This is a genomic window from Dactylosporangium sp. NBC_01737, assembly GCF_035963215.1.
In the GTDB taxonomy this organism is placed as follows: Bacteria; Actinomycetota; Actinomycetes; order Mycobacteriales; family Micromonosporaceae; genus Dactylosporangium.
In genome coordinates, this window is sequence record NZ_CP109153.1 from 12,592,640 (window position 1) to 12,617,934 (window position 25,295).

Below are 25,295 nucleotides of genomic sequence, written 5' to 3' on the forward strand. Positions count from 1 at the left end.
TAGGTATGGATGTCGTCGATGTCAACTACTGTCGGACCGGTGCAGATCGCGTTCCTCGTCCTGGCGGGCATCCTCGGCGGGGTGGTCGGCACGGCGGGCGGGATCGCGTCGCTCGTCACCTATCCGGCGCTGCTCGCCGCCGGGCTGAACCCGTTGCAGGCGAACGTGTCCAACACCGTGGCGGTCATCAGCGGTGCGGTCGCGTCGTCGGCGGCGTCCCGGGAGGAGCTGCGGGTCCACCGGCAGCGACTGCCGGGGTGGGCCCTGGTCGCGGTGGCCGGCGGCACCGCCGGGGCCGTCCTGCTGCTGGTCACCCCGCCGGGAGTGTTCGCGTGGATCGTGCCGTTCCTGATCGCGTCCGCCGCCGTGCTGGTGCTGGTGCGGCCCGCGGTGGACAAGACCTCCGCCCCGGCGGCCGCCGCCGCGGGCACAGCGGCGGCCGGGTCCCGGAGCCGGCTGGCGACGGGACGCCCCGTCGCGACGTGGCGCCCCGTCGAGACCTGGCGGATGGTCGTCGCCGCGGTGGCGCTGTGCGCGGTCTGCGTCTACAGCGGCTACTTCGGCGCCGGGGCCGGCATCCTCACCCTCGCCATCGTGCTGCTGCTCGTCGACCCGGACCTGGTCCGCGCCAACGCCGTGAAGAACGCCCTCACCGCCTGCGCCGGCGTCATGCCCGCGGTCATGTTCGCGGTCCTCGCCGACGTCGCCTGGTGGGCCGTCGTCCCGCTCGCCGTCGGCTCAGGCATCGGCGGCGCGCTCGGCCCCGCCGTCACCCGCCGCCTCGACCCGCGCGTGCTGCGCACCGCCGTCGCCGTCATGGGTTTCGGCCTCGCCGCCTGGCTGCTCGTGCGGGCGGCCGGTTAGCCGGCCCACTCCTTGGCGAGCAGCTCGAAGGAGCGCACCCGGTCGGCGTGGTCGTGGGTGATGGTGGTGACCAGGAGCTCGTCCGCGCCGGTGACCCGCCGCAGCGTCTCCAGCCGCGATGCGACGGCGGCCGGGTCGCCGACGAACTGGGTGTCGAGGCGGTCCTGGACGAGGGCCTGGTCCTCGTCGGTCCACGGCGCCGCGGCGGCCTCGGCCGGCGTCGGGAAGGGGATGGCGCCGGCGCCGGTGCGGATGCTGCGGACCCAGTGCCGGTACGGCGACGCGAGATGCCGCGCCTGCGCCTCGTCGGGTGCGACGACGACGTCGGCGGAGACGAGCACGTACGGGCGGTCCAGCACCACGGACGGGCGGAACGCGGCCCGGTACGCCTCCACCGCCTCCAGCACGGTCGCCGGCGCGACGTGGTAGTTGGCGGCGAACGGCAGCCCCCGCTCCCCCGCGACGGTCGCGCTCTGCCCGGCGCTGGAGCCGAGGATCCACAGCTCGACCTTCGCGCCCTCGCCGGGCGTGACGTGCACGTCGAGGTCGCCGCGGGTGTAGGTGCCGGCGATGAACGCCTGGATGTCGTCGACGACCTGGGCGAAGTCCGGCGCCGTCGCCCCCGGCTGCTGCAGCAGCTCCGCGAACAGCGCGAAGCGCGGCTGCACGACCAGTTTCCCGAAGTCGAACGCCGGCGGGATGAGCAGCCCGTCGACGACCCGGGCCGGCGCCGGCGCCGGTGGCGGCGTGGACAGCGCGGCCAGGGCCTCCGTGCGCCGCTGCCCCGAGCGGCCGAGGCCGAGGTCGAACCGGCCGGGGTGGACCGCGTCGAGGAGCCCGAACTGCTCCACCACCGACAGGGCCGTCTGGTGGCCGACCTGGACGGCGCCGGACCCGACCCGGATCCGGTCGGTGGCCGCCGCGATGAGGCCGATGAGCACCGCCGGTGCGGCGCTGGCGACGCCGGGCGCGAAGTGGTGCTCGGCGACCCAGTACCGCTGATAGCCGAACGACTCGGCGTGCCTGGCGAGGTCGATCGTGTTGCGCAGGGCGGCGCCCGCGTCGCTGCCGGAGCTCAGCGGGGCCAGGTCGAGGACGGACAGTGGAACGGTCATGACGGCACCGCCAAGGATGGGAACGGGCGACTGGGGATCTCACGGCGCAGCACGGGGGCGACCTCGGCCTGGAAGAGCTCCAGGGAGCCGCGGTGCTGTTTGTCGGTGAGCCCGTCGGCATCGGCCTGCACGTGCATGACCTCGTGGCCGAGCCGGGCGTGATACCGGTGAACCTTGTCGATGATCTGCTGCGGGCTGCCGACGAGGATCGAGCTGCGTTCGATCGCGTCCTCGAGGGTGTGGAACACCGGCTCGACGCCGACGCGCTTGAACAGCTCCAGGCGCTTGTTGAAGATCGGCCGGTACACGTCGGTCGCGTCCTGGGACCGTTCGGCCACGTACGTCCCGGCGGAGCCGGCGCCGACGAGCGCCGTGGACGCGTCGTGGCCGTGGAAGGCGAGCCGTTCGCGGTAGTACGCGACGAGTTCCGCGTAGGGCTCGACCGGGTTGGTGACGTTGGCGGAGAAGAGCGGGTCGCCGTGCAGGGCGGCCAGCTCGACGGAGGCCTTGCTGGTGGCGCTGCCGTGCCAGATGCGAATCCGCGGCTGCAGCGGCCGCGGCCACGCCTCGGCGTCCTCCAGCGACGGGCGGAACCTGCCCGACCAGGTGACCTTGTCCTCGCGCCACAGGCGGGTGAACAGCTCGTAGCCCTCGCGGTTGCGGTCCCACTGGTCCTCGGCGGTGACGTGGAACAGTTTCGCCTGCGCGGCGCCGTTGCCCTTGCCGACGATGAGTTCGAGGCGCCCGCCGGACAGGTTGTCCAAGGTGGAGTAGTCCTCGAACGCGCGGACCGGGTCCAGCAGGCTCAGCGTCGTCACGGCGGTGAACAACCGGATGATGCTGGTGCGGGCCGCGATGTGGCTGAGCACGACCGGCGGCGAGGAGGAGATGAAGGGCCGCTCGTGGCGTTCACCGACGCCGAAGCCGTCGAAGCCGAGCTCCTCGGCGAGGACCGCGTTGTCGACGACCTCCCGCAGCCGTTCGCGGGCGGGTTTCCTGCCGTCGGTGACGATCAGGGTGATGGCGAGGAACTTCAACGCAGGACCCCTTCAGCGAACGTGTACGCCTCTTCCAGGTGCGGGTAGCCGGACAGGATGAACTCCTCGATGCCGACCGCGCGGTATTCGTCGATGCGGGCGGCGACCTCGGCGTGGCTGCCGACGAGTGCGGTGCCGGCGCCGCCGCGGACCAGGCCGATGCCGGCCCACAGGTTGGGTGCCACGACCAGCCGGTCGCGGTCGCCGCCGTGCAGGTCGAGCATGCGGCGCTGGCCGACGGAGTCGAGGCTGCGCAGGCTCTCCTGCCGCTGCCGGATCGTGTCGTCGTCGACACCGGCGATGAGCCGCTCCGCGTCGGCCCAGGCCCGGTCGGCGGTGTCGCGGGTGATGACGTGCAGCCGGATGCCGAAGCGGATCGGCCGGCCGGCGGCGGCACGGACCTTCTCGACCTTCTCCGCGACCTGCTCGACGGGTTCGCCCCAGGTGAGGTACACGTCGGCGTGCCGGGCGGCGAGCCGGACCGCGGCCGGCGACGACCCGCCGAGGTACACGGTCGGGATCGTCGGTGGCGGCTCGCGCAGCAGCCCGCCCTCGATCTCATAGAACACGCCGTCGTGGTCGACCCGTGCGCCGGTCCAGGCGGCGCGCACGATGTCCAGGAACTCCCCCGCCCGTTCGTAGCGGGCGTCGTGGTCCAGGGGGTCGCCGTAGCCGCGCTGCTCGGCGGCGCTGCTGCCGATGACGACGTTGAGCAGCAGCCGCCCCGCCGACAGCCGCTGGAACGTGGCCGCCATCTGCGCCGCGAGCACCGGGGTGATCAGCCCCGGCCGGAACGCGACGAGGAAGTTGAGCCGCCGCGTCTCGGCGATCAGCGCGGCGGTGGTCAGCCACGCGTCCTCGCAGTGCACCCCGGTCGGGGTGAGCACACCCGTGTAGCCGAGCTGGTCGGCGGCGCGGGCGATCTGCGTCAGGTAGTCCAGGGTCGGCGCCCGGTGGGTCGCCGAGCGCGGCAGCGGCGTGGCGTCCTGGGCGCCGATGATCCCGCCGTGGGTGCCGGCGCCCACTGCGTGGTCGTCGCCCCCGGTCGGGAGAAACCAGTGAAAGACCGCGTCAGACATCGTCGAGTCCGAGGTGCCCGCGCAGCGTCGTGGTGGTGTACTCGGTGCGGAACACCCCGCGCTCCTGCAGCAGCGGCACGACCCCGTCGACGAACTCGTCGAGGCCGCCGGGCACCAGGTGCGGCACGAGGATGAACCCGTCGGCCGCGTCGGCCTGCACGAACTCGTCGATGGTGGCCGCGACGGTCGATGGGGTGCCGATGAACGTCTGGCGGCCGGTCACCTCGATGATGAGGTCGCGGATGCCGAGCCCCTGCTCCTCCGCGGTCGCGCGCCACTGCCGGGCGGTGGCGAGGGGGTCGTCGAAGAGCCGGGTGCGGCCCTTGATGATGGAGTCGTCGTCCAGGACCGGGTCGAAGGCCGGCAGCGGCCCGTCGGGGTCGTGGTCGCTGAGGTCCTTGTTCCACAGCTGCTCCAGCAGCAGGATCGCAGTCTGCGGGCTGACCTGCTGCCGACGGATGTGGTGCGCGCGTTCAGCGGCGTCGGCCAATGAGGAGCCGAGGACGAACGTGCTGGCGGGCAGGATCTTCAGCTCGTCGGGTCGCCGGCCGTGGCGGGCCATGCGGCCCTTGACGTCGGCGTAGAACGCCTTGCCGGACTCGAGGGTGCCGTGCCGGGAGAAGATCGCGTCGGCGTCGCGGGCGGCGAACTCGCGGCCCGGGTCGGAGTCGCCCGCCTGGATGATCAGCGGCCGGCCCTGCGGGCTGCGGGGCACCGTGAAGTGGCCCCGGATGTCGACGTGTTGTCCACTGTGGACGAATTCGCCGGGGTCCGCGGTACGGGTGAACCTCCCGGCCTCCCGATCGGCGACGACCTCGCCGGACGGCCAGGTGTCCCACAGTTCGCGGGCGGTGTGCAGGACCTCGGCGGCGCGGGTGTACCGGTCCGCGCGGTCGAGGTAGCCGCCGCGGCGGAAGTTCTCGCCGGTGAACGCGTCGTAGGAGGTGACCACGTTCCAGCCGGCGCGGCCGCCGGACAGGTGGTCCAGCGAGGCGAGCTTGCGGGCCAGCTCGTACGGCTCGTTGAAGGTGGCGTTGACGGTGCCGGTGAGCCCCAGGTGGGTGGTGACCGCGGCGAGTCCGGCGAGGACGGTGAGCGCGTCGGGCCTGCCGACCACGTCCAGGTCGTGGATGCGGCCGCGCTGCTCGCGCAGCCGGAGCCCCTCGGCGAGGAAGAAGAAGTCGAACTTGCCGCGCTCGGCGCTCTGCGCGAAGCGCCGGAACGAGTCGAACGCGATCTGGCTGCCGGCCGCCGGGTCGCTCCATACCGTGGTGTTGTTCACGCCCGGGAAGTGCGCCGCGAGGATGACCTGCTTCTTCGGGTGCGTCATGCGGTGACCTCCGTGCGGGCGTAACGGTTCTGCGCGGCGGGCAGGCCGAGGTGCCCGCGCAGTGTGGTGGCGGTGTAACCGGAGCGGAAGGCGCCCTCGGCCTGCAGCAGCGGCACGAGGTCGTAGGCGATGGCCGACAGGTCCGCGGGCAGCGCGCCGGGGCGCAGCCGGAACCCGTCGATGCCGGTCTCCCGCCACGACAACAGCAGCTCGGCCAGGCCGGCGACGTCGCCGGTGTAGACGTACGCGTCGCTGGTGTACTCCGCGCCGTCCAGCGCGTCGAGGCGGGCCTTGCGGTCCGGGTCGAGGAACACCACGACGTCGGCGAAGACCTTCGCCGGGCCGAGCGGGCCGAGCGAGCGGACCTCGGTGACGATGCCGGCCGCGTCCGCCACGCTGGACGGCGTCACGTACAGCACGTCGGTGCCGAGCTCGTAGCCGGCACGGGTGTGGGCGAGCGCGGTGACGACCGGCTGGCCCTGCGGCGGTCGCGGCGTGATCGACGGGCCCTTGACGCTGAAGTGCCGCCCGGTGAAGTCGATGTAGTGCAGCTTGTCCCGGTCGATGAACCGCCCGGTGGCCACGTCGCGGATCTCGGCATCGTCCTCCCAGCTGTCCCACAGCCGGCGGACCACCTCGATGTGGTCGGCGGCCTCGGCGAACAGCTCCGCGATGTGCGCCTGGGTGGCGGGCTCGTCGAGGTGGTCCAGGTCGAACGGGGGCAAGGTGCGCCGGCCGAAGTGCCCGGCCTCCGCGGGCCGGCCGGACACCTGGGCCCGCCAGCCTGCGCGGCCGGTGCTCAGGTGGTCGAGGGTGGCGAGCTGGGTGGAGACGTGGAACGGCTCGGTGTGGGTGACGGTGACCGTCGGCACCAGGCCGATGTGGGTGGTGACGGGGGCGACCCGCGCCGCGATGAGCAGCGCGTCGAGGCGGCCCTTGACGTGGTCGGCCCGCCCGTCGAGCCCGTCGTAGCGGCCGGACTGCAGGCCGAGGGCGTCCTCGATGGTGACGAAGTCCAGGTTGCCGCGCTCGGCGAGCCGAACCAGACGCAGCCAGTACCCCGGCGAGAACAGCTCGTCGGGCAACGCCGACGGATCCCGCCAGGCGGCTGGATGCCATCCGGCGCCGTCCAGCGCGACGGCCAGGTGCAGCTTCCCAGTCATGCCGGGATCCCTTCGGGACGGCGCGCGGGAGCGTTCCAGTCGAGCAGCTCGTTGCCGGGCGCGGTGAACGTGGTGAAGTCGGTCGTGTCGCGGATCACGGGGGTCGCCACGTGCCGGAACCGGGTGGCGAAGTCGATGCCGATGCCCTTGAAGTCGTTGCTGACCACCCGGGCCGTGGCGCGGTCCCACAGCGTCGGGACCGAGACGTGGCCGTCGAAGCCCTCCTCGGTCGCCTCGTACGCCTGGCGCAGCAGCGTGAAGCCGTTGACCGGGTCGGGGCCGTAGCGCTCGCGGAACGCCCAGCCGCGGCCGTCGCGCGCGTTGTCGACGTAGGACACCGTGACGACGTCGCGGAGACCGGCGAGGGCATGGGCGATCGTCACTCGCTGCGACCACGGGCAGAACCAGCCCGCGTAGAGGTGGTAACGGCCCGGTTGCGGGTCCTCGACCACGTGGCCGGAGAAACGGTACAGCGGGCGGGGGTCGTCGGGCTGTCGAGCAATGCGGTACTCGCCATGGGCCGTCGTGTCAACGGGGCTGGCCAGACGGCTTGAACGCGGCAGTTTCGGCATGCGGTCCTCCGCGGATCCGGAGCTAGATAGCCGACTAATCCTACGTGCAAGATATGAAATTATCCAGGGGTACGTGACATGGCCGACAGGACTGCCCATCGACCGTTGACAGTCACGCACAGCCACTGCTGCACTGGCCCGACGAGACGCCGCTGACCACCCGCCGGCGACTGCCGGCAGGGCGCAACGGCGGCGTTCGCCGGTCGCGAACTCCGGTCGCGAACTCCCATTGAGGATGTCCCATGCGTAGATACCCCTTGCCCAGATATCTCGCGTCCCTCGCCGTCGCGGCCCTGCTCCTCGGCGGGTGCAACGGCGCCGCCGCCGAGGACCCCGCCGCCGACGGCGCACCCGTCCAGGGCGGCAGGCTCACCTGGGCGATCGAGACCGAGCCGATCACCTTCAACCCGCACCAGTACGCCCAGGCGAAGGCCCGCCTGCTGGTGTGGAACAGCTTCGAGGCGCTGCTCACCCACGACGACAAGGGCGGCTACCTGCCCTGGCTGGCCACGTCGTGGGAGGCGTCCGCCGACGGGCTCACCTACACGTTCAAGCTCCGCGACGGCGTCACCTTCCACGACGGCGACACGTTCGACGCCGCCGCCGTCAAGGCCAACCTCGACCAGCTCCTGGTCGCCGGCTACAACCCGAGCGTCGCCACGACCCAGCTGAAGAACTTCAAGGACGCCCAGGTCGTCGACCCGCTGACCCTCGCCGTGCACCTCAAGCAGCCCGACGTGCTCGTCCTGGACTTCTTCGCCTCCCCGCAGGGCGCGCAGGTGTCGCCGAAGTCGCTCAAGAGCCCCGATCTGAAGGCCGGCGGGCCGTCCGTCGCCGGCACCGGGCCGTTCATCCTGGACCGCTACACCAAGGGCCAGGAGGTCCACTACAAGAAGAACCCGGCCTACGCGTGGGCGCCCGCCAACGCCGGCCACCAGGGCCCCGCCTACCTCGACGAGATCACCTACCGGTTCCTCAAGGAGTCCTCGGTCCGCGTCGGCGCGCTGACCTCCGGCCAGGTCGACGTGATCGAGGGCGTGCCCGCCACCGAGCAGGAACTGGTCAGGAGCGACCCGAACCTGAACTTCGCCAAGCAGCTCAACAGCGGCACCTCCTACAACCTCTACTTCAACCAGACGCACGCGCCGTTCGACGACATCCGGGTCCGCAAGGCGTTCCGCGACGCGGTCGACGTCGACGCGGTCCTGCAGGGCGTGTACCGCGGCACCGCGACCCGGGCGTGGAGCATCCTGAGCCCGTCCAGCCCGTTCTACGAGGCGTCGGTCGAGAAGACCTACGGCAACAACCCCACCCGGGCCAACGGCCTGCTCGACGAGGCCGGCTGGGCCACCAAGGACAGCGAGGGCTTCCGCACCAAGGACGGCAAGCGGCTCACCGCGCGGATCGTGCTGTCGGCGCCGTTCGTGCGGGACAAGCGCGACATCCTCGCCCAGGCCGTGCAGGCCGCGGTGAAGCAGACCGCCGGCATCGACCTGCAGGTCAAGGTCGTCGACCAGGGCACCGCCGCGGACGCGCTCGCCAAGAACGAGTTCGAGGTCTTCGACAACTCCCGCGCCGACACCGAGGCCGGCGCCGCGCTCAACCTGATCGTGCCGAAGGGCGCCCCGATCAACCGGCACGGCTTCACCGACCCCGAGCTGGAGAAGCTGGTCGTCGAGGCGCAGGCCACCAGCGACCAGGCCAGGCGCAGGGCCGCGTACTCGACCGTGCAGAAGGTCTTCACCGACCAGGCGGTCCTGCTGCCGCTGTACGCGCCGGCGGACCAGGTCGCGTCGCAGAAGAAGGTCGGCGGGGTGGGCTTCGAGCCGACCGCGGGCGTGCCCGGCAGCGCCTACAACGTGTGGATCGGCAAGTAGCGATGCTGAAGCCGATCCTGCGGCGGCTCGGCAGTGGGGCGGTGGTCCTCTGGGCCGCCGCCTCCGCGGCCTACCTCGCGCTGCGCCTCGCCCCGGGCGACACCGTCGACACCCTCGTCGGCGACGGCCCGGACACCCCGCAGATCCGCGCCCAGATCGCCCGGGACCTCGGCCTCGACCGGCCGGCGGTGGTGCAGTACGCCGACTACCTGTGGCGGCTGCTGCACGGCGACTTCGGCCGCTCCTACGTGCTGCAACGCCCCGTCATCGACGTCATCGGCAGCCAGATCTGGCCGACGGTGAAACTGACCCTCCTCGCGACCGCGTTCAGCGCCGTCATCGCGGTCGGCCTCGCGATTCTCACCGCCGGCCGCGCGAAGTGGCTGCGCGGCCTGGTCTCCGGCCTGGAACTGTCCATCGTGTCCGCGCCCGGGTTCCTCATCGGCATCCTGCTGCTGAGCGTCTTCTCCTTCCAGCTCGGCTGGTTCCCGGTCTCCGGCGACCGGGACGTCTCCGCGCTCGTGCTGCCCGCGGTGGCTCTGGCGCTGCCGATCGGCGGGCTGCTCAGCCAGGTCATCCGCGAAGGCCTCGAACGGGCGCTGGACGAGCCGTTCGCGGTGACCGCCCGGGCCCGCGGGCTGACCCGGTTCGCGCTGCTGTGGCGGCACGCCCTGCGCCACGCGCTGCTGCCGGCGGTCACCCTCGCCGGGACGCTGATCGGGTTCCTGCTCAGCGCCGCCGTCATCGTCGAGCGGGTCTTCGGCCGGCCCGGCCTCGGTGAGGTCGCCACGGAAGCGGTCAGCAACAAGGACATCCCCGTGGTGCTCGCCGTGGTCATGCTGGCCGCCGCCATCTACGTGGCGCTGAGCACCCTGGCCGACCTGGCGTACCTGCTCATCGACCCGCGCCTGCGGAAAGGCTGACCCCTCATGTCGATCGCCTTGCCCTCACAGGCCACCGCGCCGGCCGCGGTGGCCACCGAGTCGCCGTCGCGCGGCCGGGCCCTCGCGCCGGGGCTCGTGGCCGCTTCGCTGGTGCTGCTGCTCGTCGGCGTCGCCGCCGTCGCCCCGAAACTGCTGACGGGCACCGATCCCCTGGCCGCCGACCCGTTCGCCAGCCTGGAGGCGCCCAGCGCAGCGCACTGGTTCGGCACCGACCAGCTCGGCCGCGACGTCTTCACCCGGGTCGTGCACGGCGCCCGGTACTCCCTGAGCATCGGCGTCGCCGCGACCCTGCTGTCGGTGCTCGCCGGTGGGCTGCTCGGCCTGCTCGCCGGGCTGTCGCCCCGCGTGGTCGACGAGGTGCTCAGCCGCGCCCTCGACGTGCTGTCCTCCTTCCCGGAGGTGCTGCTGGCGCTGCTGTTCATCGCGTTCACCGAGCCGGGCACCCCGAGTCTCATCATGGCCATCGCGTTGGCGTTCGCGCCCCGGTACGGCCGGATCGTGCGCGCCCAGACGCTGCTGGTGCGCCGATCGGGTTACGTCGAACAGGCCGTCACGTTCGGCTTCTCCAGAGCCCGCCTGGTGTGGCGGCACGTCCTGCCCAACGTCCTGGGCCCGCTGCCGATCCTCGCCACCATCGGCCTGGGCAGCGCCATCGTCAACGCGTCCGCCCTGTCGTTCCTCGGCATGGGACCGCAGCCACCGTCGCCGGAGTGGGGCGCGATGCTCGCCGAGAGCCGCAACTATCTGCGCGTCGCGTGGTGGGCCGCGATCCTGCCCGGCGCGACCCTCACCGTCACCGTCATCTCGCTGACCGCCGTCGGCCGGCGGCTCCAGCGCCGCTTCGAGGGAAGGCGCTGACGTGAGCACCGACACCGCCCCGCTCGTCACCGTCACCGACCTGCACGTCACGTTCCCCGGGCCGGTCCACGCCGTACGCGGCATCAGCTTCACCGTCCAGCGCGGCGAGTGCGTCGCGATCGTCGGGGAGAGCGGCTCGGGCAAGAGCGTCACCGCCCGCAGCCTCGTCGGCCTCGCCGGCCCCGGCGCCGACGTGCGGGCGTCCGCGCTCGTCGTCGACGGCCGCGACACCACCGGCTACACCGACCGGGACTGGCGCCGGCTCCGCGGCCGGGTCGCCGGGCTGGTCCTGCAGGACGCCCTGGTCTCCCTCGACCCGCTCAACACCGTCGGGCAGGAGATCGGCGAGGTGCTGCGCACCCACCGCGTCGGCTCCGCCGCCACCCGCGACGCCCAGATCGCCGCGCTGCTGGACGCGGTGCACGTGCCGGAGCCCGCGGAACGCGCCCGCCAGTATCCGCATCAGCTGTCCGGCGGGCTGCGCCAGCGCGCCCTGATCGCCTCGGCGATCGCCGCCGACCCGCCGCTGCTCATCGCCGACGAACCCACCACCGCCCTCGACGTGACCGTCCAGGCGCAGCTGCTGCGCCTGCTCGCGGAGCGCCGCGCGGCGGGCTCGACGCTGCTGCTCGTCAGCCACGACCTGGCCGTCGTCGCCGGCATCGCCGACCGGGTCCTCGTCATGCGCGACGGCGTCATCGTCGAGCAGGGCCCGACGTCGCAGATCCTCACCGCGCCGCAGCACGACTACACCCGGATGCTCCTCGCCGCAGTGCCGACCGCCGCGTCGCGCGGGCACCGGCTCAGCACCGCGACCCGCGAGCCGCTGCCGGCACCCGCCGTCGACCCGGGGCAGACCGTCCTGCGCGCCGACGGCCTCCACAAGCACTTCGGCGCCCGGCACGCCGTCGACGACGTCAGCTTCACCCTCGCCCGCGGCGAGATCCTCGGCGTCGTCGGCGAATCAGGGTCGGGCAAGACGACTGTCGCCCGCATCGCGCTGGGCCTCCTCGAACCCGACGGCGGCACCGTCCACCTCGGACAGACACCGTGGACCGGCGTCCCCGAACGGCGGCGGCGCCCGCACCGGCGCCGGCTCCAGGTCGTCTCGCAGGACCCGCTCAGCTCGTTCGACCCGCGGTACACCGTGGAGCAGCTCGTCGCGGAACCCCTGGACCTGCGCGGCGCCGCCCGCCGGGACCGGGTCGTGGAGCTGCTGGAACGCGTCGGGCTCGGCGCCGCGCACCTGCGCCGCCACCCGCGGGAGCTGTCCGGCGGGCAGCGGCAGCGGGTCGCGATCGCCCGCGCCGTCGGACCCCGCCCCGACGTCCTCGTCTGCGACGAGCCGGTGTCCGCGCTCGACGTGTCGGTCCAGGCGCAGGTCCTCGACCTCCTCGCCGACCTGCGCGCCGCCGACGGCACCGCGCTGCTGTTCATCTCCCATGACCTCGGCGTCATCCACCACCTGGCGGACCGGGTCCTCGTCATGCACGACGGCAGGCTCGTCGAGCACGGCCCGGTCGAGGACGTCTTCGCCCGGCCCGAACACCCGTACACGCAAACCCTGCTCGCCGCCCTTCCCGTCCTCACCGCCTGACCGGAGGGATCAGATGCACATCCTCGACAACCCGGTGTGGGCCGCGCTCGGCGGCCCGCACCGGCGCTTCGCCGAGCGGGTCGGTGACGCCGCGCGCTACCAGACCGACGTCGCCCCGTTCATCACCGTCGCGCCCGGCGCCGGCCCGGCCGTCTGGGCCGATGTGGCCGCGCTCGCCGGCGCCGGCGAGGTCGTCACCATCACCGGCACCGCACCGGCCCCACCGGAGCACTGGGAGGTGGTCATGGAGGCCGGCGGCGTCCAGCTGCTCGACGTCTCCCTCGATGCCCGGCCGGACCCGGAGGCCGTCGAGCTGACCGCCGCCGACGTGCCGGAGATCCTCGACCTCGTCGAACGCACCCAGCCCGGGCCGTACCGGCGGCGCACGATCGAGCTCGGCACGTACCTCGGGATCCGCCGCGACGGCAGGCTCATCGCCCTCGCCGGTGAGCGGCTGCACCCTCCCGGCTGGACCGAGATCTCCGCGGTGTGCACCGACGCCGCCCACCGCGGTCAGGGCCTCGCCACCCGGCTCGTGCGGGCCGTCGCGCACGGCATCCGCGCCCGCGGCGAGCACCCGTTCCTGCACGCGGCCGCGACGAACACCAACGCGATCCGCCTGTACGAGTCGATCGGCTTCGAGCTGCGCCGCCGCACCACGTTCCGCGCGGTGCGGGTCCCGTCGCTCGTGGGAGGTCCGACCTGACGCGGGAGCGCGGCGTGCACCGCACCGCGTACGAGGGCACCACGCTCCGGGAGCATCTGGAGCTGCCGCCGCTGCGACCGCGACCGGGGATGTACCCTCACGTGCAGTGCACTGAGAGACCAGCCGGGGAGCACAGGTGGCCGCAGCAGCGAAGGACACCGGCGCAGAGGCGGCCGGCCAGGCCCGGGTCACGATCCGCCAGGTCGCCGTCCACGCCGGGGTGTCCGAGGCCGCGGTCTCCTATGCGCTCAACAACCGCCCCGGCGTGTCCGAGCAGACCCGGGCGCGGGTCCTCGCCGCCGCCCGGGACCTCGGCTGGGCCCCCAACATCGCCGCCCGGTCCCTGGGCACCGCCAGGGCCAACGCCGTCGGCCTCGTGCTGGTCCGCCCGCCGCGGGTGATGATCGTCGACTCCTGGTTCACGCAGATGCTCAGCGGGGTCGAGGCCGAGCTCAACCGCAACGACATCGCCCTGGTCCTGCACCTCGTCGACCGGATCGACGACACCATCGACGTGTACCGCAAATGGTGGGCCGGCCGGCACGTCGACGGCGTGATCCTCACCGACCTGCGCAAGGACGACCCGCGGCTGGACGCCCTCGTCGAGATCGGCCTGCCCGCGGCCGTCATCGGCGGCAAGCCCGGGCTCGACGGCTGCAGCACCGTCGACGCCGACGTCGCCGGCACCGCCCGCGCCATCGTCGGCTACCTGCGGGCCCTCGGGCACCGCACGATCGCCCGGGTCGCCGGCACCGAGGAGCTGTTCCACACCGGGCAACGCGACGCCGCCTACCTGGACGCCCTCGACCACGCCGGCCTCGACCGCGCGCTGTACCGCGTCGTCTACACCAACTACAGCGCGGTGGACGGCATGCGGGCGATGCGGGAGCTGATGAGCGGCGCCGAGCCGCCGACCGCGGTCGTGTTCGACAACGACGTGATGGCCGCCGCGTCGCTGAAGGTCGCGCACGAGATGGGCCTGTCCGTGCCGGAGGACGTGTCGGTCGTCGCCTGGGACGACTCGGACCTGTGCCAGATCACCGTCCCGGCGATCACCGCCGTGCAGCAGACCCCGGCGCACCAGGCGGAGCTCGCCGCGCGGGCCCTCCTCGTGACGATCAACGGCGGCGGGATCAGCCACGTCACGCTGCAGCCGGGGACGCTGACGGCTCGCCAGTCGACCCGGCCGCTGCGCGCCGCCCGCACCGCCTGACGCGCTTCAGCTCACTATTGTTGACACTCTTAACATCTGCATCCTAAGGTCATGCTTCCGCTACTTATCCGCTTCAGTGCGGGTTGTGATCGAGGGAGCACACATGCCTGTCCTGCGCCCACTGCATTCCGGGTGGACCCTGCGCGCGGCGGGTCCTGCCCCGCTGGGTGCCGAGCCTGTCCCGGCGACGGTGCCGGGCTGTGTGCACACCGATCTGCTCGCCGCCGGCCTGATCCCCGATCCGTACGTGGACGCGAACGAGCTTGAACTGGCGTGGATCGGCCGGACGACGTGGGTGTACGAGACGACGTTCGACGCCGAGGACGTGTCCGGTGACCGGGTGGATCTCGTCGCTGATGGTCTGGACACGGTGGCGACGGTGACGCTCAACGGGGTGGAGCTGGGCCGGACGGCGAACATGCATCGTGGGTACCGGTTCGACGTGCGTGAGGTGCTCCGTCCCACCGGGAACCGTCTTGAGGTGCGGTTCGATTCGGCGTACGAGTATGCGTTGGCGGTGCGGGACGCGGTGGGTGAGCGGCCGAACGCGTATGACGAGCCGTTCCAGTACATCCGGAAGATGGCGTCGAACTTCGGCTGGGACTGGGGCCCGACCCTCGTCACCGCCGGGATCTGGCAGCGGATCGGCCTGCAGGAGTGGTCGCGGGCGCGGCTGGCGGAGGTCCGGCCGCTGGTCACCGTCGACGGCGGCGACGGCGTGGCCGACGTGCACGTCACGGTCGAACGCGCCGGCGACGACCCGCTGACGCTCACCGCCACGGTCGCCGGCGTCACCGCGACGGCCACGATCCCCGCGGGCGAGACCGAGGCGACGGTGCGGGTGCGGGTGCCGTCGGTGCGGTTGTGGTGGCCGCGAGGGTTCGGCGCTCCCGACCGGTATGACCTGACCGTGTCCCTGGCCTCCTCGGACGGTGGCCTGCTGGACACGTGGCAGCGGCGGATCGGGTTCCGGACCGTGGTGCTGGACACCACCGCAGACGCTGACGGCACCGCGTTCACCCTCATCGTCAACGGCGTGCCGATCTTCGTGCGGGGCGTCAACTGGATCCCCGACGACGCGTTCGTCACCCGCGTCGACCGCGCCCGCTACGCCACCCGCATCGGGCAGGCCCTCGACGCAGGCGTCAACTACCTGCGGGTCTGGGGCGGCGGCCGATACGAAAGCGACGACTTCTACGACCTCGCCGACGAACACGGCCTCCTCATCGGCCAGGACTTCCTCTTCGCCTGCGCCGCCTACCCCGAAGAAGAACCCCTCGGCTCCGAGGTCGCCGCCGAAGCCCACGAGCAGGTGCTGCGACTGATGCCACACCCCAGCCTGGTCATGTGGGTCGGCAACAACGAAAACCTCTGGGGACATGAGGACTGGAACTGGCAGGAACCCCTCGCCGGCCGCACCTGGGGCGCCGGCTACTACCTGAACCTCCTACCCGGCATCGTCGCCGCCGTCGACCCGACCCGCCCGTACTGGCCCGGCAGCCCCTACTCCGGAACCCCCTCGCTACACCCGAACGACCCGGCACACGGCACCACCCACATCTGGGACGTCTGGAACACCCACGACTACCGGCACTACGCCACCTACCGGCCCCGGTTCCTCGCCGAATTCGGATTCCAGGCCCCACCGGTGTTCGCCACGCTACGCCGGGCCGTCTCGGACGAGCCGTTGACGCCGACGTCACCCGGAGTCCTGCACCACCAGAAAGCCGCCGACGGCAACACCAAACTCGCCCGCGGCCTCACCGGCCACCTCCCCGCACCGGCCGGGTTCGACGACTGGCACTGGACCACCCAACTCAACCAAGCCCGCGCCATCACCTTCGGCATCACCCACTTCCGCTCCCTCCGCCCCCACTGCATGGGCACCATCCTGTGGCAACTCAACGACAACTGGCCCGTCACCTCCTGGTCCACCATCGACGGCGACGGCCGCCGCAAACCCCTCTGGTACGCCCTCCGCCACGCCTACACCGAACACCTCCTCACCATCCAACCCCGCAACGGTGTCCCCACCCTCATCGCCGTCAACGACACCACCACCCCCTGGCACACAGAAATCGACGTCCGCCGCATCACCTTCAACGGCGACCCCCGCGCGAAGACCACCATCACCATCGACGTGCCGGCCGGCGGGACACTGACCCTGCCGCTGCCGCCCGAGGTCACCACACCCGACGACCCCAGCCGCGAGCTGATCGTCGTCGACGGCGGCCCAGACCGCACGGCCTGGTACTTCGCCGAAGACATCGACCTGCACTACCCGACGGCGGCGACGGACGTCGTGGTCCACCCCACCGCGGACGGCGCGCTGGTCGAGGTGACCGCCCGCACGTTCGTGCGTGACCTGACCCTGTTCGCGGACCGCCTCGACCCGGCGGCGACCGTCGACGAGCAGCTCGTCACGCTCCTGCCCGGCGAGTCGGTGACGCTGCGGGTCACCGGCGCCGCGCTCCCGGCCGCGGACGACCCTGCCTGGCGCACCGCACCCGCCCTGCGCACCGCCAACGACCTGACAACCCGCTGACCGCACCGCCCCCGGAACGAGGCGCCGCCCGGATGCGGTCAGCCGGCTCCGGGGGCTGGCCTGCGCGACACGGCGACCGCCGCGACGAGCAGGCAGACGATGGCGGGGGCGATCGGCGCCGGGATCAGCCCGCCCTGGCCACCGTCGTCCCAGTGGCCGACCCAGCCGAGCGGCGCCGCGAGCAGCAGCAGCGCCGCCGCCGCCCAGCCGGCCACCCGCCACCGGTGGGCACGGCCCCGGGCGGCGACCGCCGTGCCAAGGGCGATCATGACCCCGCCCGGCGAGACGGCCAGCACCATCAGCGCGGCGATCTCCTCGTTCCCCTGAAACCCCTGCTCGTTGATGAAGCTGCCGCTGCTGGCAACGACCATGGAGCCGACCAGCCCGAACAGGTACACCAGCAGCCCGGCGGCGGCAAGCAACGTGCCGGCCACGCGCCCATTGCCGCGCGCCGCCCGTGGCGCCGTCGCCCGTACCTGCGGCGGCGGCCCGGCGGTCGCGGCCGGCGGCACCGTTGCCGGCGGGGTGGGCGGCGGCACCAGCGGTACGCCGGGCGGCCGAGCAGCGGACGCGACGCCATCCGGGGAGCGGCGCGGCAGGCGGGCCCGGCGCAAGCCGCTGGGCCGGCGCGGAGCCGGCACCGGACGGCGCGGCGACCGTGGCCGCCGGCGCGGAGACGCCGGCGGACGGCGCGGAGACGCCGGCGGACGGCGCGGGCACAGCAGCGGGCGGAGCGGGAACGACAGCGACCGGTGCGGAGACGGCGGCGGACGGCTCGGGGACAGCGACGGACGGCGCGGGGGCAGCGGCGGACGGTGCGGAGGCAACGGCGGACGGCGTGGCCTCGGTGTGCAGGGCGCCTTCGGCGACGACCAGCTCGGGCTGGTCGATGACGGTCGGGGCGATCCGCAGCGCGCGGTGCAGCAGCGTCGCGGCCAGTGGAATGCGGGACGAGCCCCCGACGAGGAACACGCCGGCGACGTCCTCCGGTGGAACGCCGGCGGTGCGCAGCACGGCCCTGGTCAGCTCCGCGGTGCGGTCCAGGTGGATGCGCGCGGCACCCTCGAACTCGTCCCGGGTCAGGTGGATCGCCCGGTCGACCAGCGGCAGGTGCAGATCGCCGCTGGGATGCCTGGACAGCTGCTCCTTCACGGCCCGGGCACCGGCCCACAGGCTGTGCCGGGCCAGCTGGTCGGCGGCGGTCTGCGGCCAGTCCAGCCGCTGCCAGGCCGCGGCGTCGTCGCCGGTGACGGTGCGGGCGTGGCGGACCACCGCGGCGTCCAGGTCCAGGCCGCCGACGTCGGACAGGCCGTCGGAGGCGACGACCTCGAAGCCGCCGGCCGTCGGACGGACCACGCTGACGTCGAAGGTGCCGGCGCCGAAGTCATACACCACGATCGACGCGCCGGCACGGACCCGGTGCTCCGTGATCGCGGCGAAATACCCGGCCGCGGCGACGGGCTCGGCGACGAACCGCACCGGCCCCAGCTCCGCCCGGTCCGCGGCCTCCGTCAGGATGCCCAGCCGCTGCCGCTGCCACGTCGCGGGGTGGGTCAGCACGACCTCGTCGGCGCTGCGGCCCGCGACCCGGCCGGCCTCCGCACCGACCCGGGCCAGCACGGCGGCGACGAGCTCGGCGACCGGGACCTCCCGCTCGCCGAGCCAGACGGTGCCGTCGTCGATCCGCCGCTTCGGGTTGGCCTCCAGCCCGGCGGGCGACCCGACCGCGGCGCGCAGCGCGTCCGCGCCGACGAGAAGCCCGCCGCCTGCGGCGGCGAAGACCGCCGACGGCAGCAGCGGCGAGCCGTCGAACAGCAGCGGGCGGACCCGCCCGTCCGGGGCGGCCAGTGCCGCGACGGTGTTGGACGTGCCGAAATCGATCCCGAGCCGGTGCCCTCGCGCAGCCACGAGTGTCACTGTATGGCGCCCGGCCCGGCGCGAAGACCCTCCGATCGGCCCGTCCGCAGCCGCTGCCCGCCGGACGGCAACCGCCTACGCCGCCGCCGGCATCACGGCAGGCGCCGAAGCGTCACGGCCGGCGTCGCGGCGGGGTCGGATCGCTTGGCACGGGCGGGCCGCCGGGGCCCGCGACGGGTGCCGGCTCCCGCGAACCACGTTCACGCGGCGGGTCGAGCGCCGGACGGGCCGGCGATGCCGGGGCGTGTGGGATGTCCTTGCGTGCCTCCGGGTCGCTCACGAATGCTCCTCGGGGTCGATGGGCGGTGTGGCCACGGCTACCCCGTGGTCCGCGCGCCCAACGCGAGGTGATGGTGGGCTTCCGGGTGACCGGGGGGATGCCTGCGACGGCACCCCCGGGCCGGGCTGCCGTCAGGACTGCTTCGGTGGGGTGGCCTCGATCGTCTTGCGCTGCTGGCCGGCGTCGGCGGCGCGGACGGTGACCTTCTGCGGCGGCAGGACCGGCTTGGTGACGTTGCGGATCCGCAGGCGGAGCATGCCGTTGTCGGACTCCGCCTCGACCTGGTCGGCGGTCACCCCGTCGGGCAGCTGGAACGTGCGGCGGAACGCGCCGTAGCGGACCTCGCGGACCAGCATCTTGCCGCGGCGGTCCTCCCAGCGGTCCTTGCGCTCGCCGCTGACCGTCAGCAGGCGGTCGGCGACCTCGATGTCGACGTCGGCCGGGTCGACGCCGGGCACCTCCAGGGTGATGAGCACGTCGGCGCCGTCGGTGGCCATCTCGACCGGCGGCACGAACTGGTGCGCGGCGGTGCCGAACGTGCGGCGGACGACGGAGTCGAACTCGTCGTCGAGACGGGCGAGGGCGGTGAACGGGTCCCATCGCATCACAGGCATGGTGAAAACACCTCCGAAAGACTTCAGGCTCTTCGATCGGCTGCGTTAGCACTCTCGCTCGGCGAGTGCCAGCTCTCGAACCGATGACAGGACTCCCCGGCGAGATCGTTCAAGTGACCTCCGCAAGCCGCCCGGCCAGGAATTCCCGCTCCGCGTCGTTGCCGCACAGGGCGAGGGCCTCCGTGTACGCGTCGGCCGCCTCGGGCAGGCGTCCGAGCCGTCGCAGGAAGTCGGCGCGGGCCGCGCTGAGGTAGGCGTACGCGGCGAGCGCCGGCTCGTCGAGCAGCGGGTCGAGGGCTGCCAGGCCCGCGGCGGGGCCGTCGCGCAGCCCGATCGCGACGGCGTGGTTCAGGGCGACGACCGGCGACGGCCAGAGGCGCAGGAGCACGTCGTACAGGGCGACGATCTGCGGCCAGTCCGTCGCCTCCCACGAGGGCGCCTCGGCGTGGACGGCGGCGATCGCGGCCTCCACCGCGTAGCGGGTCGGCTCCCGCCGGCGCAGCGCCGCGGTCAGCAGGTCGGCGCCCTCCCGGATCTGCCGGGCGTCCCACCGGGTGCGGTCCTGCTCGGACAGCAGCAGCAACCGGCCCCCGGCGGTGCTGCGGGTGTCGCGACGGGCGTCGATCAGCAGCATCAGGGCCAGCAGCGCGGCGACCTCGGCGTCGTTCGGCAGCAGCAGCCGCAGCATGCGGCCCAGGCCGAGGGCGCCGTCGACCAGGTCCTGCCGGACCAGGCGCTCCCCCACCGGCGCGGCGTGGCCGGTGGTGAAGACGAGGTGCACGACCTCGAGCACCGGGCCGAGCCGCGAGGGCAGTTCGTCCGGCGACGGCACCCGGTACGGGATCCGCGCGGCGCTGATCTTCCGCTTCGCGCGGGTGACCCGGGCCGCCATCGTCGCCTCCGGCACCAGGAACGCCCGAGCCACCTCGGCGGTCGACAGCCCGCACACCAGCCGCAGCGTCAGCGCGACCTGCGCCTCCCGCGACAGCGCCGGGTGGCAGCAGGTGAAGACGAGCCGGAGCCGGTCGTCGTCCTCCCCAGGACCGGGCGTGGTCTCCTCGGTGACCAGCAGCGGCAGCGCCCGCCGCAGCGCGGACTCGCGGCGCAGCACGTCCAGGGCGCGGTTGCGCGCGACGGTGGTGAGCCACGCGCCGGGGCGGGCCGGGACGCCGTCGACCGGCCATGCGCGCAGGGCCTGCGCGTACGCGTCCTGGACGCACTCCTCGGCGAGGTCGAGGTCGCGGGTGAGGCGCACCGTCGCGGCGAGCACGCGGGCCCACTCGCGCCGGTGCGCCTCGGCGACGGCGTCGCTCACCCGTGGTCCACGATCGGCCGGATCTCGACGCCGCCGTGGCCGCTGGACAGCTCCGGCAGCAGCCCGGCGAGGGCGATGGCGGCGTCGAGGTCTGCCGCCTCGATCACGTAGAACCCGCCGAGGGCCTCCTTCGACTCCAGGAACGGCCCGTCGGTGATCAGGCCGCCCCCGCGCAGCGTGGTGGCGGTGCTGGACGCCTCCAGCTCCTGCCCACCGAGGACGCGGGCGCCGGCCGCGGCGTTGAACGCCCGGTGGCCCTCATCCTTCGCCCGCAGCTCCTGCTCGGTCTCGGCGTCCCAGCGCTGCTCGTCGCCGTAGATGAGAATCAGGTACTTCGCCATCGTCCGTCCCATTCGTCCGGGGCCCGTGTCGTGCCCGTCTACCTGTACGACGTTCCGGGTGGCACGGATTTCGACAGTTCCCGGTACCTGCCGCCGGCGAACACCAGCGGCGCGCCCGTGCCGATCGCGTCGAACGCGCGGACCCGCCCGACGCACACGTCGTGGTCGCCGGCCACGTACACGGTCTCCAGTGTGCAGTCGAAGTACGCCAGCCCGCAGTCGAGCACGGGGCTGCCGGTGCCGGGTCCGGGCGTCCAGCCGGTGTCGCCGAGCCCCGGCGGGCGGGACGGGTCGGCGAACGCCTTCGACACCGCGCCCGCGCCGGCGGGCAGCACGGTCACGGCGAACGCGCCCGCGACCGGCAGCAGCGCCGCCGTCCGGCTGGAGCGCCGCACACAGAACAGGACCAGCGGAGGCTCCAGCGACACCGTCGTGAAACTGTTGACCGTCATGGCGTGGCTGATGTCGCCGGTACGGACGGCGACGACCGTCACCCCCGTGGGGAGCCGCCCTGCCACCGCCCGGAACTCCTCCGGCGCCCTGGTCCCCCGGCCGGCCGGGCGGACGTCGACGGCGGTCATCCCGCCACCGCAGCGACCGACAGGGCGGCGGCGCGGTTCGCGCGGGCGATCGGGTCGTCCTCGATGGCGAGGGCGCGGTCGAAGCAGCGGACCGCCTCCGCGGCGTCGCCGAGCTCGAACACGGCCGCGCCGAGGTTCGTCCACGCGCCCGCGAGGTCCGGCTCCGCGAGCAGCGCGGCCCGGTAGTCGGCGACGGCCGCGGCGAGGTCGCCGGTGTCGGCGGCGAGCATGCCACGGGTGCACAGCAGGTGCGGCTGGCCCGGTTCCAGGTCCAGGCCCGCGGCCACGTCGGCGCGGGCACCGGCGGCGTCGCCGACCTCGTACCGCAGCGCCGCCCGGTTGACGTAGGCGGGGAGGAAGTCCGGTTCGAGGTCGAGGACCCGGTCGAAGTCGGCGAGGGCGGCGTCGAGGTCGCCGAGCTCGGCGTACAGGTCGCCGCGGTTGTAGTGCGGTTCGACGTCGGGCAGCCCGTTGGCGATCGCGGCGTCGTAGTCGGCGAGCGCCTCGGCGAACCGCCCGAGGCGGCGCAGCAGCCCGGCGCGCTCGGCGTAGTAGTCGGGGTGGTGTGGGTCCAGGCCGATGACGGCGGTGTACTCCAACACCCCGTCGGCCGGTGCGGCGCGGGCGATGAGCTGCGCCCGGTTGTACCGCAGCACCGACAGGTGCAGGTCCCGCTCGCCGTCGGTGAATGTGGCCTGCATGCGTTCGATGCCGGCGTCGATGAGGCGCATCGCCTCGGCCGGATCGCCGAGGTGCATGGCGATGAGGGCGCGGCCGTTCTCGTTGAACGTGAGGTTGTAGGCGCGGCGCCGGTCCTGCGGCAGCAGCGACGCCAGCGACACGGCGGTGTTGACCCAGGCGCTGGCCTTGCGCAGGTCGCGGCGGGCCTCGCCGAAGTAGCGGGTGTACAGCATCGCGCGGCCGTATGCCGCCTGCATGTGGACGCTCGGTGAGGTCGAGCGGGCGCACGCCTCGTCGTAGAGGGCCATCGCCTCGTCGGCGCGGCCCATCGTGGACAGCGCGATCGTCATCTTCACGGTGGCGAGCCAGCACGCCTCCGGCTGGGTGGTCCAGTCGGCGAGGTCGAGGCAGCGCCGGCCGAGGTCGAGGACCGCGTCGTAGTGCCCGGCGAGGATGCAGTCGCCGAGGGCGTCGCTGAGCGCGGCGACACCGGCGCCGCACGGGTCGCTGCCGTGCTCGCGGTGGTGACAGACGGCGCCGAGCCGCAGCAACGGCTCCCCCAGTGTCAGCAGTTCGTCGGCGCGCCGGTCGTGCAGCAGCGCCCGCTCCGCCGGGTCAAGCGCGGCGTAGGCGGCGAGGAGGACCGGGTCGTCGCTGACGCAGTCGCCGTCCACATAGGACCGCGCCGGGTCGCCGGTCGGCGCGCCGTGCGCTGCGGCACCGTGCACGATGGCGAGCAGGGCGGGGTCGACGCGGCGGGCCAGCAGGGCGAGCCACTCGGCGTCGGTGCGGTCGGCCTCGCCGGCGTGCGTGACGACGAGCGTGCGGGGGCCGAGGTCGGCGAGCACGGCCTGCAGCAGGTCGACGAGCCCGTGTCCGATCTGGACGGTCCGGGCGTACGGGTAGTACCGGGTCCGCGACTCGGGTGACGCCTGTGACGTGAGGGTCTCCCGCTCGCATGTCAGCAGCGTCGCGAGCTCCGGCGCCGCGGCGAGGATCTCGATGTCGTGCGCCCGCACCAGCTCCGGATGGGTGCGCAGCAGGCCGGGGACGATCTGCCGCAGCAGGGTGCCGGCGGCGGTGAACGGGCCCCGCAGGCGCCGATGGGCGTCCACTGTGGACAAGGTTGGTGACATGACGACTCCTCAAGGGCTTGCGCGGGTTCAGGGCTTGCGGGAGCGACGGCGGTCGCGGACGGCGAGCGCGGCGGCGAGGACGAGCTGGCCGGCGGAGGCGACCAGGAAGAGCAGCGCGTCCCAGAACCGGGCCACGGGCACGGCGGGGTCGGTGACGGCGGCGACGGCGGTGCCCAGGAAGTGCCACGCCAGCGGCAGCGCGACGAACACGAGCACGGCGAGCATGGCGGCGTAGCCGATGGCGTACAGGGGTGCGTACCAGCGGGCCACGGCACGGTCGCGCGGATCCCAGCGGGTCTCGTCGGCGAGCCGGTCGGTGCGCCCGAGCAGCCGCCACATCCGGTTGTGCAGCAGTTCACGGGCGGTGGCGTGCAGGTCGACGCAGCCCAGGACGGTGGTGATGAGGTGGTACACGTCGGTGCGCAGGAAGAAGTACAGCTGCGCGAGGATGCCGAGCAGGGACATGAACGCGACGGCGAGGCAGGCGCGGCCCGCGACCGGGATGGTGCCGTCCGGCTGCCGGGTCAGCCACGCCACGACGGTGAGCGCCGAGGCCGTGAGCACGTCGGCGATCACACCGGCGAGGATCGGCAGGTACCGCTGCCGCCGCGGGACGACGACGAGCCCGTCGAGTTTCGTCTCGGCCACGAGAAAGTAGAGCCGGTGGCCCAGGTGCATCGAGGAGTGCAGGCCGAGCCGGCGCCCGGCGAGCATGTGGAACAGCTCGTGCAGCACGACGAACGGCAGCTGCCCGAACAGGATGGTCAGCTCGACGACTAGCAGGTAGTCGGTGAAGAACACGTTGCCGCGGGTGGGCGCGAGCCGCGGGTCGGCGACGCAGGCCGCGACGGCGGCGGCGACGAGCGCGGCGTAGCAGGCCCAGGCGACCGGTGAGAACAGGGCCGCGCCGAGGCGCTGCCAGCGCGGCGGGGCGGCCCGCTCCCCCGCGCCGTCGGGGCTCAGGAAGTCCAGGTCCCGCAGGGTGTCGAGGAACTCGTCGATGTCGACGGGTTCGCCGTAGCGGTCGGTGTACCAGGCGGCGGCGTCCTGCGGCGGGCGGCCTCCGGCGACCTCCCGGAGCAGTGCGGCACCGTCGGGCGGAAACACGCCGTAGGAGTCGCAGTCGGTGCGGCCGACGACGACCCGGTCGCCCTCGTCGAGGTACCGCAGGTCGTGCAGCGCCACTGAACCGGTCGGCATGCCAGATCTCCTCTGCTGGTGGGACCCCGGCCGGGGGTGAGGGTGGGTTGCGCCCCCGGCCGGGTGTCCCGCGGTGTCGGCCTACCGGTGTGTCGTCAGCCCAGGAACTCGGCGCAGCAGCACATGCCGTAGCAGTAGTTGTTGCAGAGCCTGGTCAGCCGCACCGCGCCCGCCTTGCGGACCACGATCTTCTTCATCTCGGTGCTGGTGCCGGTTTCCGTGGTGGCCTGTGCCATTGGGATTCGCCTCCTCAGACGATGGGTGGATCACGTTGCGTAATGAGAATGGCACGCAGCGTAACTATCGTGGAGTCACCCGGATGACACTTCG

22 protein-coding genes and 1 pseudogene are annotated in these 25,295 nt (G+C 73.2%); 8 read left to right on the forward strand and 15 right to left on the reverse strand.

Annotation, left to right across the window (positions count from 1 at the left end):
- Positions 1-18 precede the first annotated feature (18 nt).
- Positions 19-864, forward strand: a complete 846-nt coding sequence (locus OHA72_RS57995) for a sulfite exporter TauE/SafE family protein (protein ID WP_327004639.1) — start codon at positions 19-21, stop codon at positions 862-864.
- On the opposite strand, the gene OHA72_RS58000 is transcribed toward OHA72_RS57995, so the two are convergent.
- Genes OHA72_RS58000 through OHA72_RS58025 form a run of 6 tightly spaced genes read right to left on the reverse strand, consistent with a single transcriptional unit; the run spans position 861 to position 7,160 of the window.
- Entirely contained in the window at positions 861-1,979 is a 1,119-nt protein-coding gene (locus OHA72_RS58000) for an MsnO8 family LLM class oxidoreductase (RefSeq protein WP_327004640.1), read from the reverse strand. The two genes, OHA72_RS57995 and OHA72_RS58000, sit on opposite strands and share 4 nt — an antisense overlap.
- Positions 1,976-3,016, reverse strand: coding sequence for an LLM class flavin-dependent oxidoreductase (locus OHA72_RS58005; RefSeq protein WP_327004641.1), 1,041 nt, complete (start codon positions 3,014-3,016; stop codon positions 1,976-1,978). Before OHA72_RS58005 ends, OHA72_RS58000 begins: the two co-directional genes overlap by 4 nt.
- On the reverse strand, positions 3,013-4,095 hold the full coding sequence (locus OHA72_RS58010; RefSeq protein ID WP_442788449.1) for an LLM class flavin-dependent oxidoreductase: 1,083 nt from the start codon (positions 4,093-4,095) through the stop codon (positions 3,013-3,015). Before OHA72_RS58010 ends, OHA72_RS58005 begins: the two co-directional genes overlap by 4 nt.
- Positions 4,088-5,425, reverse strand: coding sequence for an NtaA/DmoA family FMN-dependent monooxygenase (locus OHA72_RS58015; protein ID WP_327004643.1), 1,338 nt, complete (start codon positions 5,423-5,425; stop codon positions 4,088-4,090). The genes OHA72_RS58010 and OHA72_RS58015 overlap by 8 nt, the downstream gene beginning before the upstream one ends.
- The gene (locus OHA72_RS58020) at positions 5,422-6,588 is read right to left on the reverse strand and encodes an LLM class flavin-dependent oxidoreductase (protein ID WP_327004644.1); all 1,167 of its coding nucleotides are present in this window, start codon (positions 6,586-6,588) and stop codon (positions 5,422-5,424) included. Before OHA72_RS58020 ends, OHA72_RS58015 begins: the two co-directional genes overlap by 4 nt.
- Positions 6,585-7,160, reverse strand: coding sequence for a glutathione S-transferase family protein (locus OHA72_RS58025; RefSeq protein WP_327004645.1), 576 nt, complete (start codon positions 7,158-7,160; stop codon positions 6,585-6,587). The genes OHA72_RS58020 and OHA72_RS58025 overlap by 4 nt, the downstream gene beginning before the upstream one ends.
- Positions 7,161-7,402: 242 nt before the next feature.
- On the opposite strand from OHA72_RS58025, the gene OHA72_RS58030 reads away from it, so the two are divergent.
- The 7 genes from OHA72_RS58030 (at position 7,403) to OHA72_RS58060 (ending at position 16,900) form a co-directional block, all read left to right on the forward strand.
- Complete coding sequence (locus OHA72_RS58030; RefSeq protein ID WP_327004646.1) at positions 7,403-9,037, forward strand: ABC transporter substrate-binding protein; 1,635 nt, start codon at positions 7,403-7,405, stop codon at positions 9,035-9,037.
- Positions 9,038-9,039: 2 nt separating this feature from the next.
- Entirely contained in the window at positions 9,040-9,960 is a 921-nt protein-coding gene (locus tag OHA72_RS58035; protein ID WP_327004647.1) for an ABC transporter permease, read from the forward strand.
- Positions 9,961-9,966: 6 nt separating this feature from the next.
- Positions 9,967-10,839, forward strand: a complete 873-nt coding sequence (locus OHA72_RS58040) for an ABC transporter permease (protein WP_327004648.1) — start codon at positions 9,967-9,969, stop codon at positions 10,837-10,839.
- Position 10,840: 1 nt separating this feature from the next.
- The gene (locus tag OHA72_RS58045) at positions 10,841-12,436 is read left to right on the forward strand and encodes a dipeptide ABC transporter ATP-binding protein (RefSeq protein WP_327004649.1); all 1,596 of its coding nucleotides are present in this window, start codon (positions 10,841-10,843) and stop codon (positions 12,434-12,436) included.
- 13 nt (positions 12,437-12,449) lie between these two features.
- Positions 12,450-13,142 (forward strand): GNAT family N-acetyltransferase, encoded by a 693-nt coding sequence (locus OHA72_RS58050; RefSeq protein WP_327004650.1) that lies wholly within the window; start codon positions 12,450-12,452, stop codon positions 13,140-13,142.
- A gap of 136 nt (positions 13,143-13,278) precedes the next feature.
- Positions 13,279-14,355 (forward strand): LacI family DNA-binding transcriptional regulator, encoded by a 1,077-nt coding sequence (locus OHA72_RS58055; RefSeq protein ID WP_327004651.1) that lies wholly within the window; start codon positions 13,279-13,281, stop codon positions 14,353-14,355.
- Positions 14,356-14,458: 103 nt separating this feature from the next.
- Positions 14,459-16,900, forward strand: a complete 2,442-nt coding sequence (locus tag OHA72_RS58060) for a glycoside hydrolase family 2 protein (RefSeq protein ID WP_327004652.1) — start codon at positions 14,459-14,461, stop codon at positions 16,898-16,900.
- A gap of 38 nt (positions 16,901-16,938) precedes the next feature.
- Here the strand turns inward: OHA72_RS58060 and OHA72_RS58065 are convergent, their stop codons facing one another.
- The 9 genes and pseudogenes from OHA72_RS58065 to OHA72_RS58105 all read right to left on the reverse strand — a co-directional run bounded on the left by OHA72_RS58065 (position 16,939) and on the right by OHA72_RS58105 (position 25,201).
- A complete protein-coding gene (locus OHA72_RS58065; protein WP_327004653.1) occupies positions 16,939-17,334 on the reverse strand; it encodes a hypothetical protein in 396 nt (131 codons plus the stop codon).
- Between the two features lie 481 nt (positions 17,335-17,815).
- Positions 17,816-18,817, reverse strand: a pseudogene (locus OHA72_RS65400) (Hsp70 family protein); the annotation flags it as partial.
- Positions 18,818-19,228: 411 nt separating this feature from the next.
- Complete coding sequence (locus OHA72_RS58075; protein WP_327004655.1) at positions 19,229-19,711, reverse strand: Hsp20/alpha crystallin family protein; 483 nt, start codon at positions 19,709-19,711, stop codon at positions 19,229-19,231.
- A 109-nt stretch (positions 19,712-19,820) separates the two neighbouring features.
- The gene (locus tag OHA72_RS58080) at positions 19,821-20,981 is read right to left on the reverse strand and encodes an RNA polymerase sigma factor (protein WP_327011875.1); all 1,161 of its coding nucleotides are present in this window, start codon (positions 20,979-20,981) and stop codon (positions 19,821-19,823) included.
- A 41-nt stretch (positions 20,982-21,022) separates the two neighbouring features.
- Complete coding sequence (locus OHA72_RS58085) at positions 21,023-21,367, reverse strand: YciI family protein (RefSeq protein WP_327004656.1); 345 nt, start codon at positions 21,365-21,367, stop codon at positions 21,023-21,025.
- 38 nt (positions 21,368-21,405) lie between these two features.
- Positions 21,406-21,948: a flavin reductase family protein gene (locus tag OHA72_RS58090; RefSeq protein WP_327004657.1), complete on the reverse strand. Its 543-nt coding sequence runs from the start codon at positions 21,946-21,948 to the stop codon at positions 21,406-21,408.
- Positions 21,945-23,765 (reverse strand): tetratricopeptide repeat protein, encoded by a 1,821-nt coding sequence (locus OHA72_RS58095; RefSeq protein ID WP_327004658.1) that lies wholly within the window; start codon positions 23,763-23,765, stop codon positions 21,945-21,947. Before OHA72_RS58095 ends, OHA72_RS58090 begins: the two co-directional genes overlap by 4 nt.
- A 27-nt stretch (positions 23,766-23,792) precedes the next feature.
- Positions 23,793-24,965: a hypothetical protein gene (locus OHA72_RS58100; RefSeq protein ID WP_327004659.1), complete on the reverse strand. Its 1,173-nt coding sequence runs from the start codon at positions 24,963-24,965 to the stop codon at positions 23,793-23,795.
- 95 nt (positions 24,966-25,060) lie between these two features.
- Positions 25,061-25,201, reverse strand: a complete 141-nt coding sequence (locus OHA72_RS58105) for a hypothetical protein (protein ID WP_327004660.1) — start codon at positions 25,199-25,201, stop codon at positions 25,061-25,063.
- Positions 25,202-25,295: the final 94 nt, after the last annotated feature.

Excerpts from the sequence above, each read along its gene's own strand:
- OHA72_RS57995 (WP_327004639.1), top strand. The coding sequence starts at position 19 with ATGTCAACTACTGTCGGACCGGTGCAGATCGCGTTCCTCGTCCTGGCG.
- OHA72_RS58000 (WP_327004640.1), bottom strand. The coding sequence starts at position 1,979 with ATGACCGTTCCACTGTCCGTCCTCGACCTGGCCCCGCTGAGCTCCGGC.
- OHA72_RS58010 (WP_442788449.1), bottom strand. The coding sequence starts at position 4,095 with ATGTCTGACGCGGTCTTTCACTGGTTTCTCCCGACCGGGGGCGACGAC.
- OHA72_RS58015 (WP_327004643.1), bottom strand. The coding sequence starts at position 5,425 with ATGACGCACCCGAAGAAGCAGGTCATCCTCGCGGCGCACTTCCCGGGC.
- OHA72_RS58020 (WP_327004644.1), bottom strand. The coding sequence starts at position 6,588 with ATGACTGGGAAGCTGCACCTGGCCGTCGCGCTGGACGGCGCCGGATGG.
- OHA72_RS58025 (WP_327004645.1), bottom strand. The coding sequence starts at position 7,160 with ATGCCGAAACTGCCGCGTTCAAGCCGTCTGGCCAGCCCCGTTGACACG.
- OHA72_RS58030 (WP_327004646.1), top strand. The coding sequence starts at position 7,403 with ATGCGTAGATACCCCTTGCCCAGATATCTCGCGTCCCTCGCCGTCGCG.
- OHA72_RS58035 (WP_327004647.1), top strand. The coding sequence starts at position 9,040 with ATGCTGAAGCCGATCCTGCGGCGGCTCGGCAGTGGGGCGGTGGTCCTC.
- OHA72_RS58040 (WP_327004648.1), top strand. The coding sequence starts at position 9,967 with ATGTCGATCGCCTTGCCCTCACAGGCCACCGCGCCGGCCGCGGTGGCC.
- OHA72_RS58050 (WP_327004650.1), top strand. The coding sequence starts at position 12,450 with ATGCACATCCTCGACAACCCGGTGTGGGCCGCGCTCGGCGGCCCGCAC.
- OHA72_RS58060 (WP_327004652.1), top strand. The coding sequence starts at position 14,459 with ATGCCTGTCCTGCGCCCACTGCATTCCGGGTGGACCCTGCGCGCGGCG.
- OHA72_RS58075 (WP_327004655.1), bottom strand. The coding sequence starts at position 19,711 with ATGCCTGTGATGCGATGGGACCCGTTCACCGCCCTCGCCCGTCTCGAC.
- OHA72_RS58085 (WP_327004656.1), bottom strand. The coding sequence starts at position 21,367 with ATGGCGAAGTACCTGATTCTCATCTACGGCGACGAGCAGCGCTGGGAC.
- OHA72_RS58090 (WP_327004657.1), bottom strand. The coding sequence starts at position 21,948 with ATGACCGCCGTCGACGTCCGCCCGGCCGGCCGGGGGACCAGGGCGCCG.
- OHA72_RS58095 (WP_327004658.1), bottom strand. The coding sequence starts at position 23,765 with ATGTCACCAACCTTGTCCACAGTGGACGCCCATCGGCGCCTGCGGGGC.
- OHA72_RS58100 (WP_327004659.1), bottom strand. The coding sequence starts at position 24,965 with ATGCCGACCGGTTCAGTGGCGCTGCACGACCTGCGGTACCTCGACGAG.
- OHA72_RS58105 (WP_327004660.1), bottom strand. The coding sequence starts at position 25,201 with ATGGCACAGGCCACCACGGAAACCGGCACCAGCACCGAGATGAAGAAG.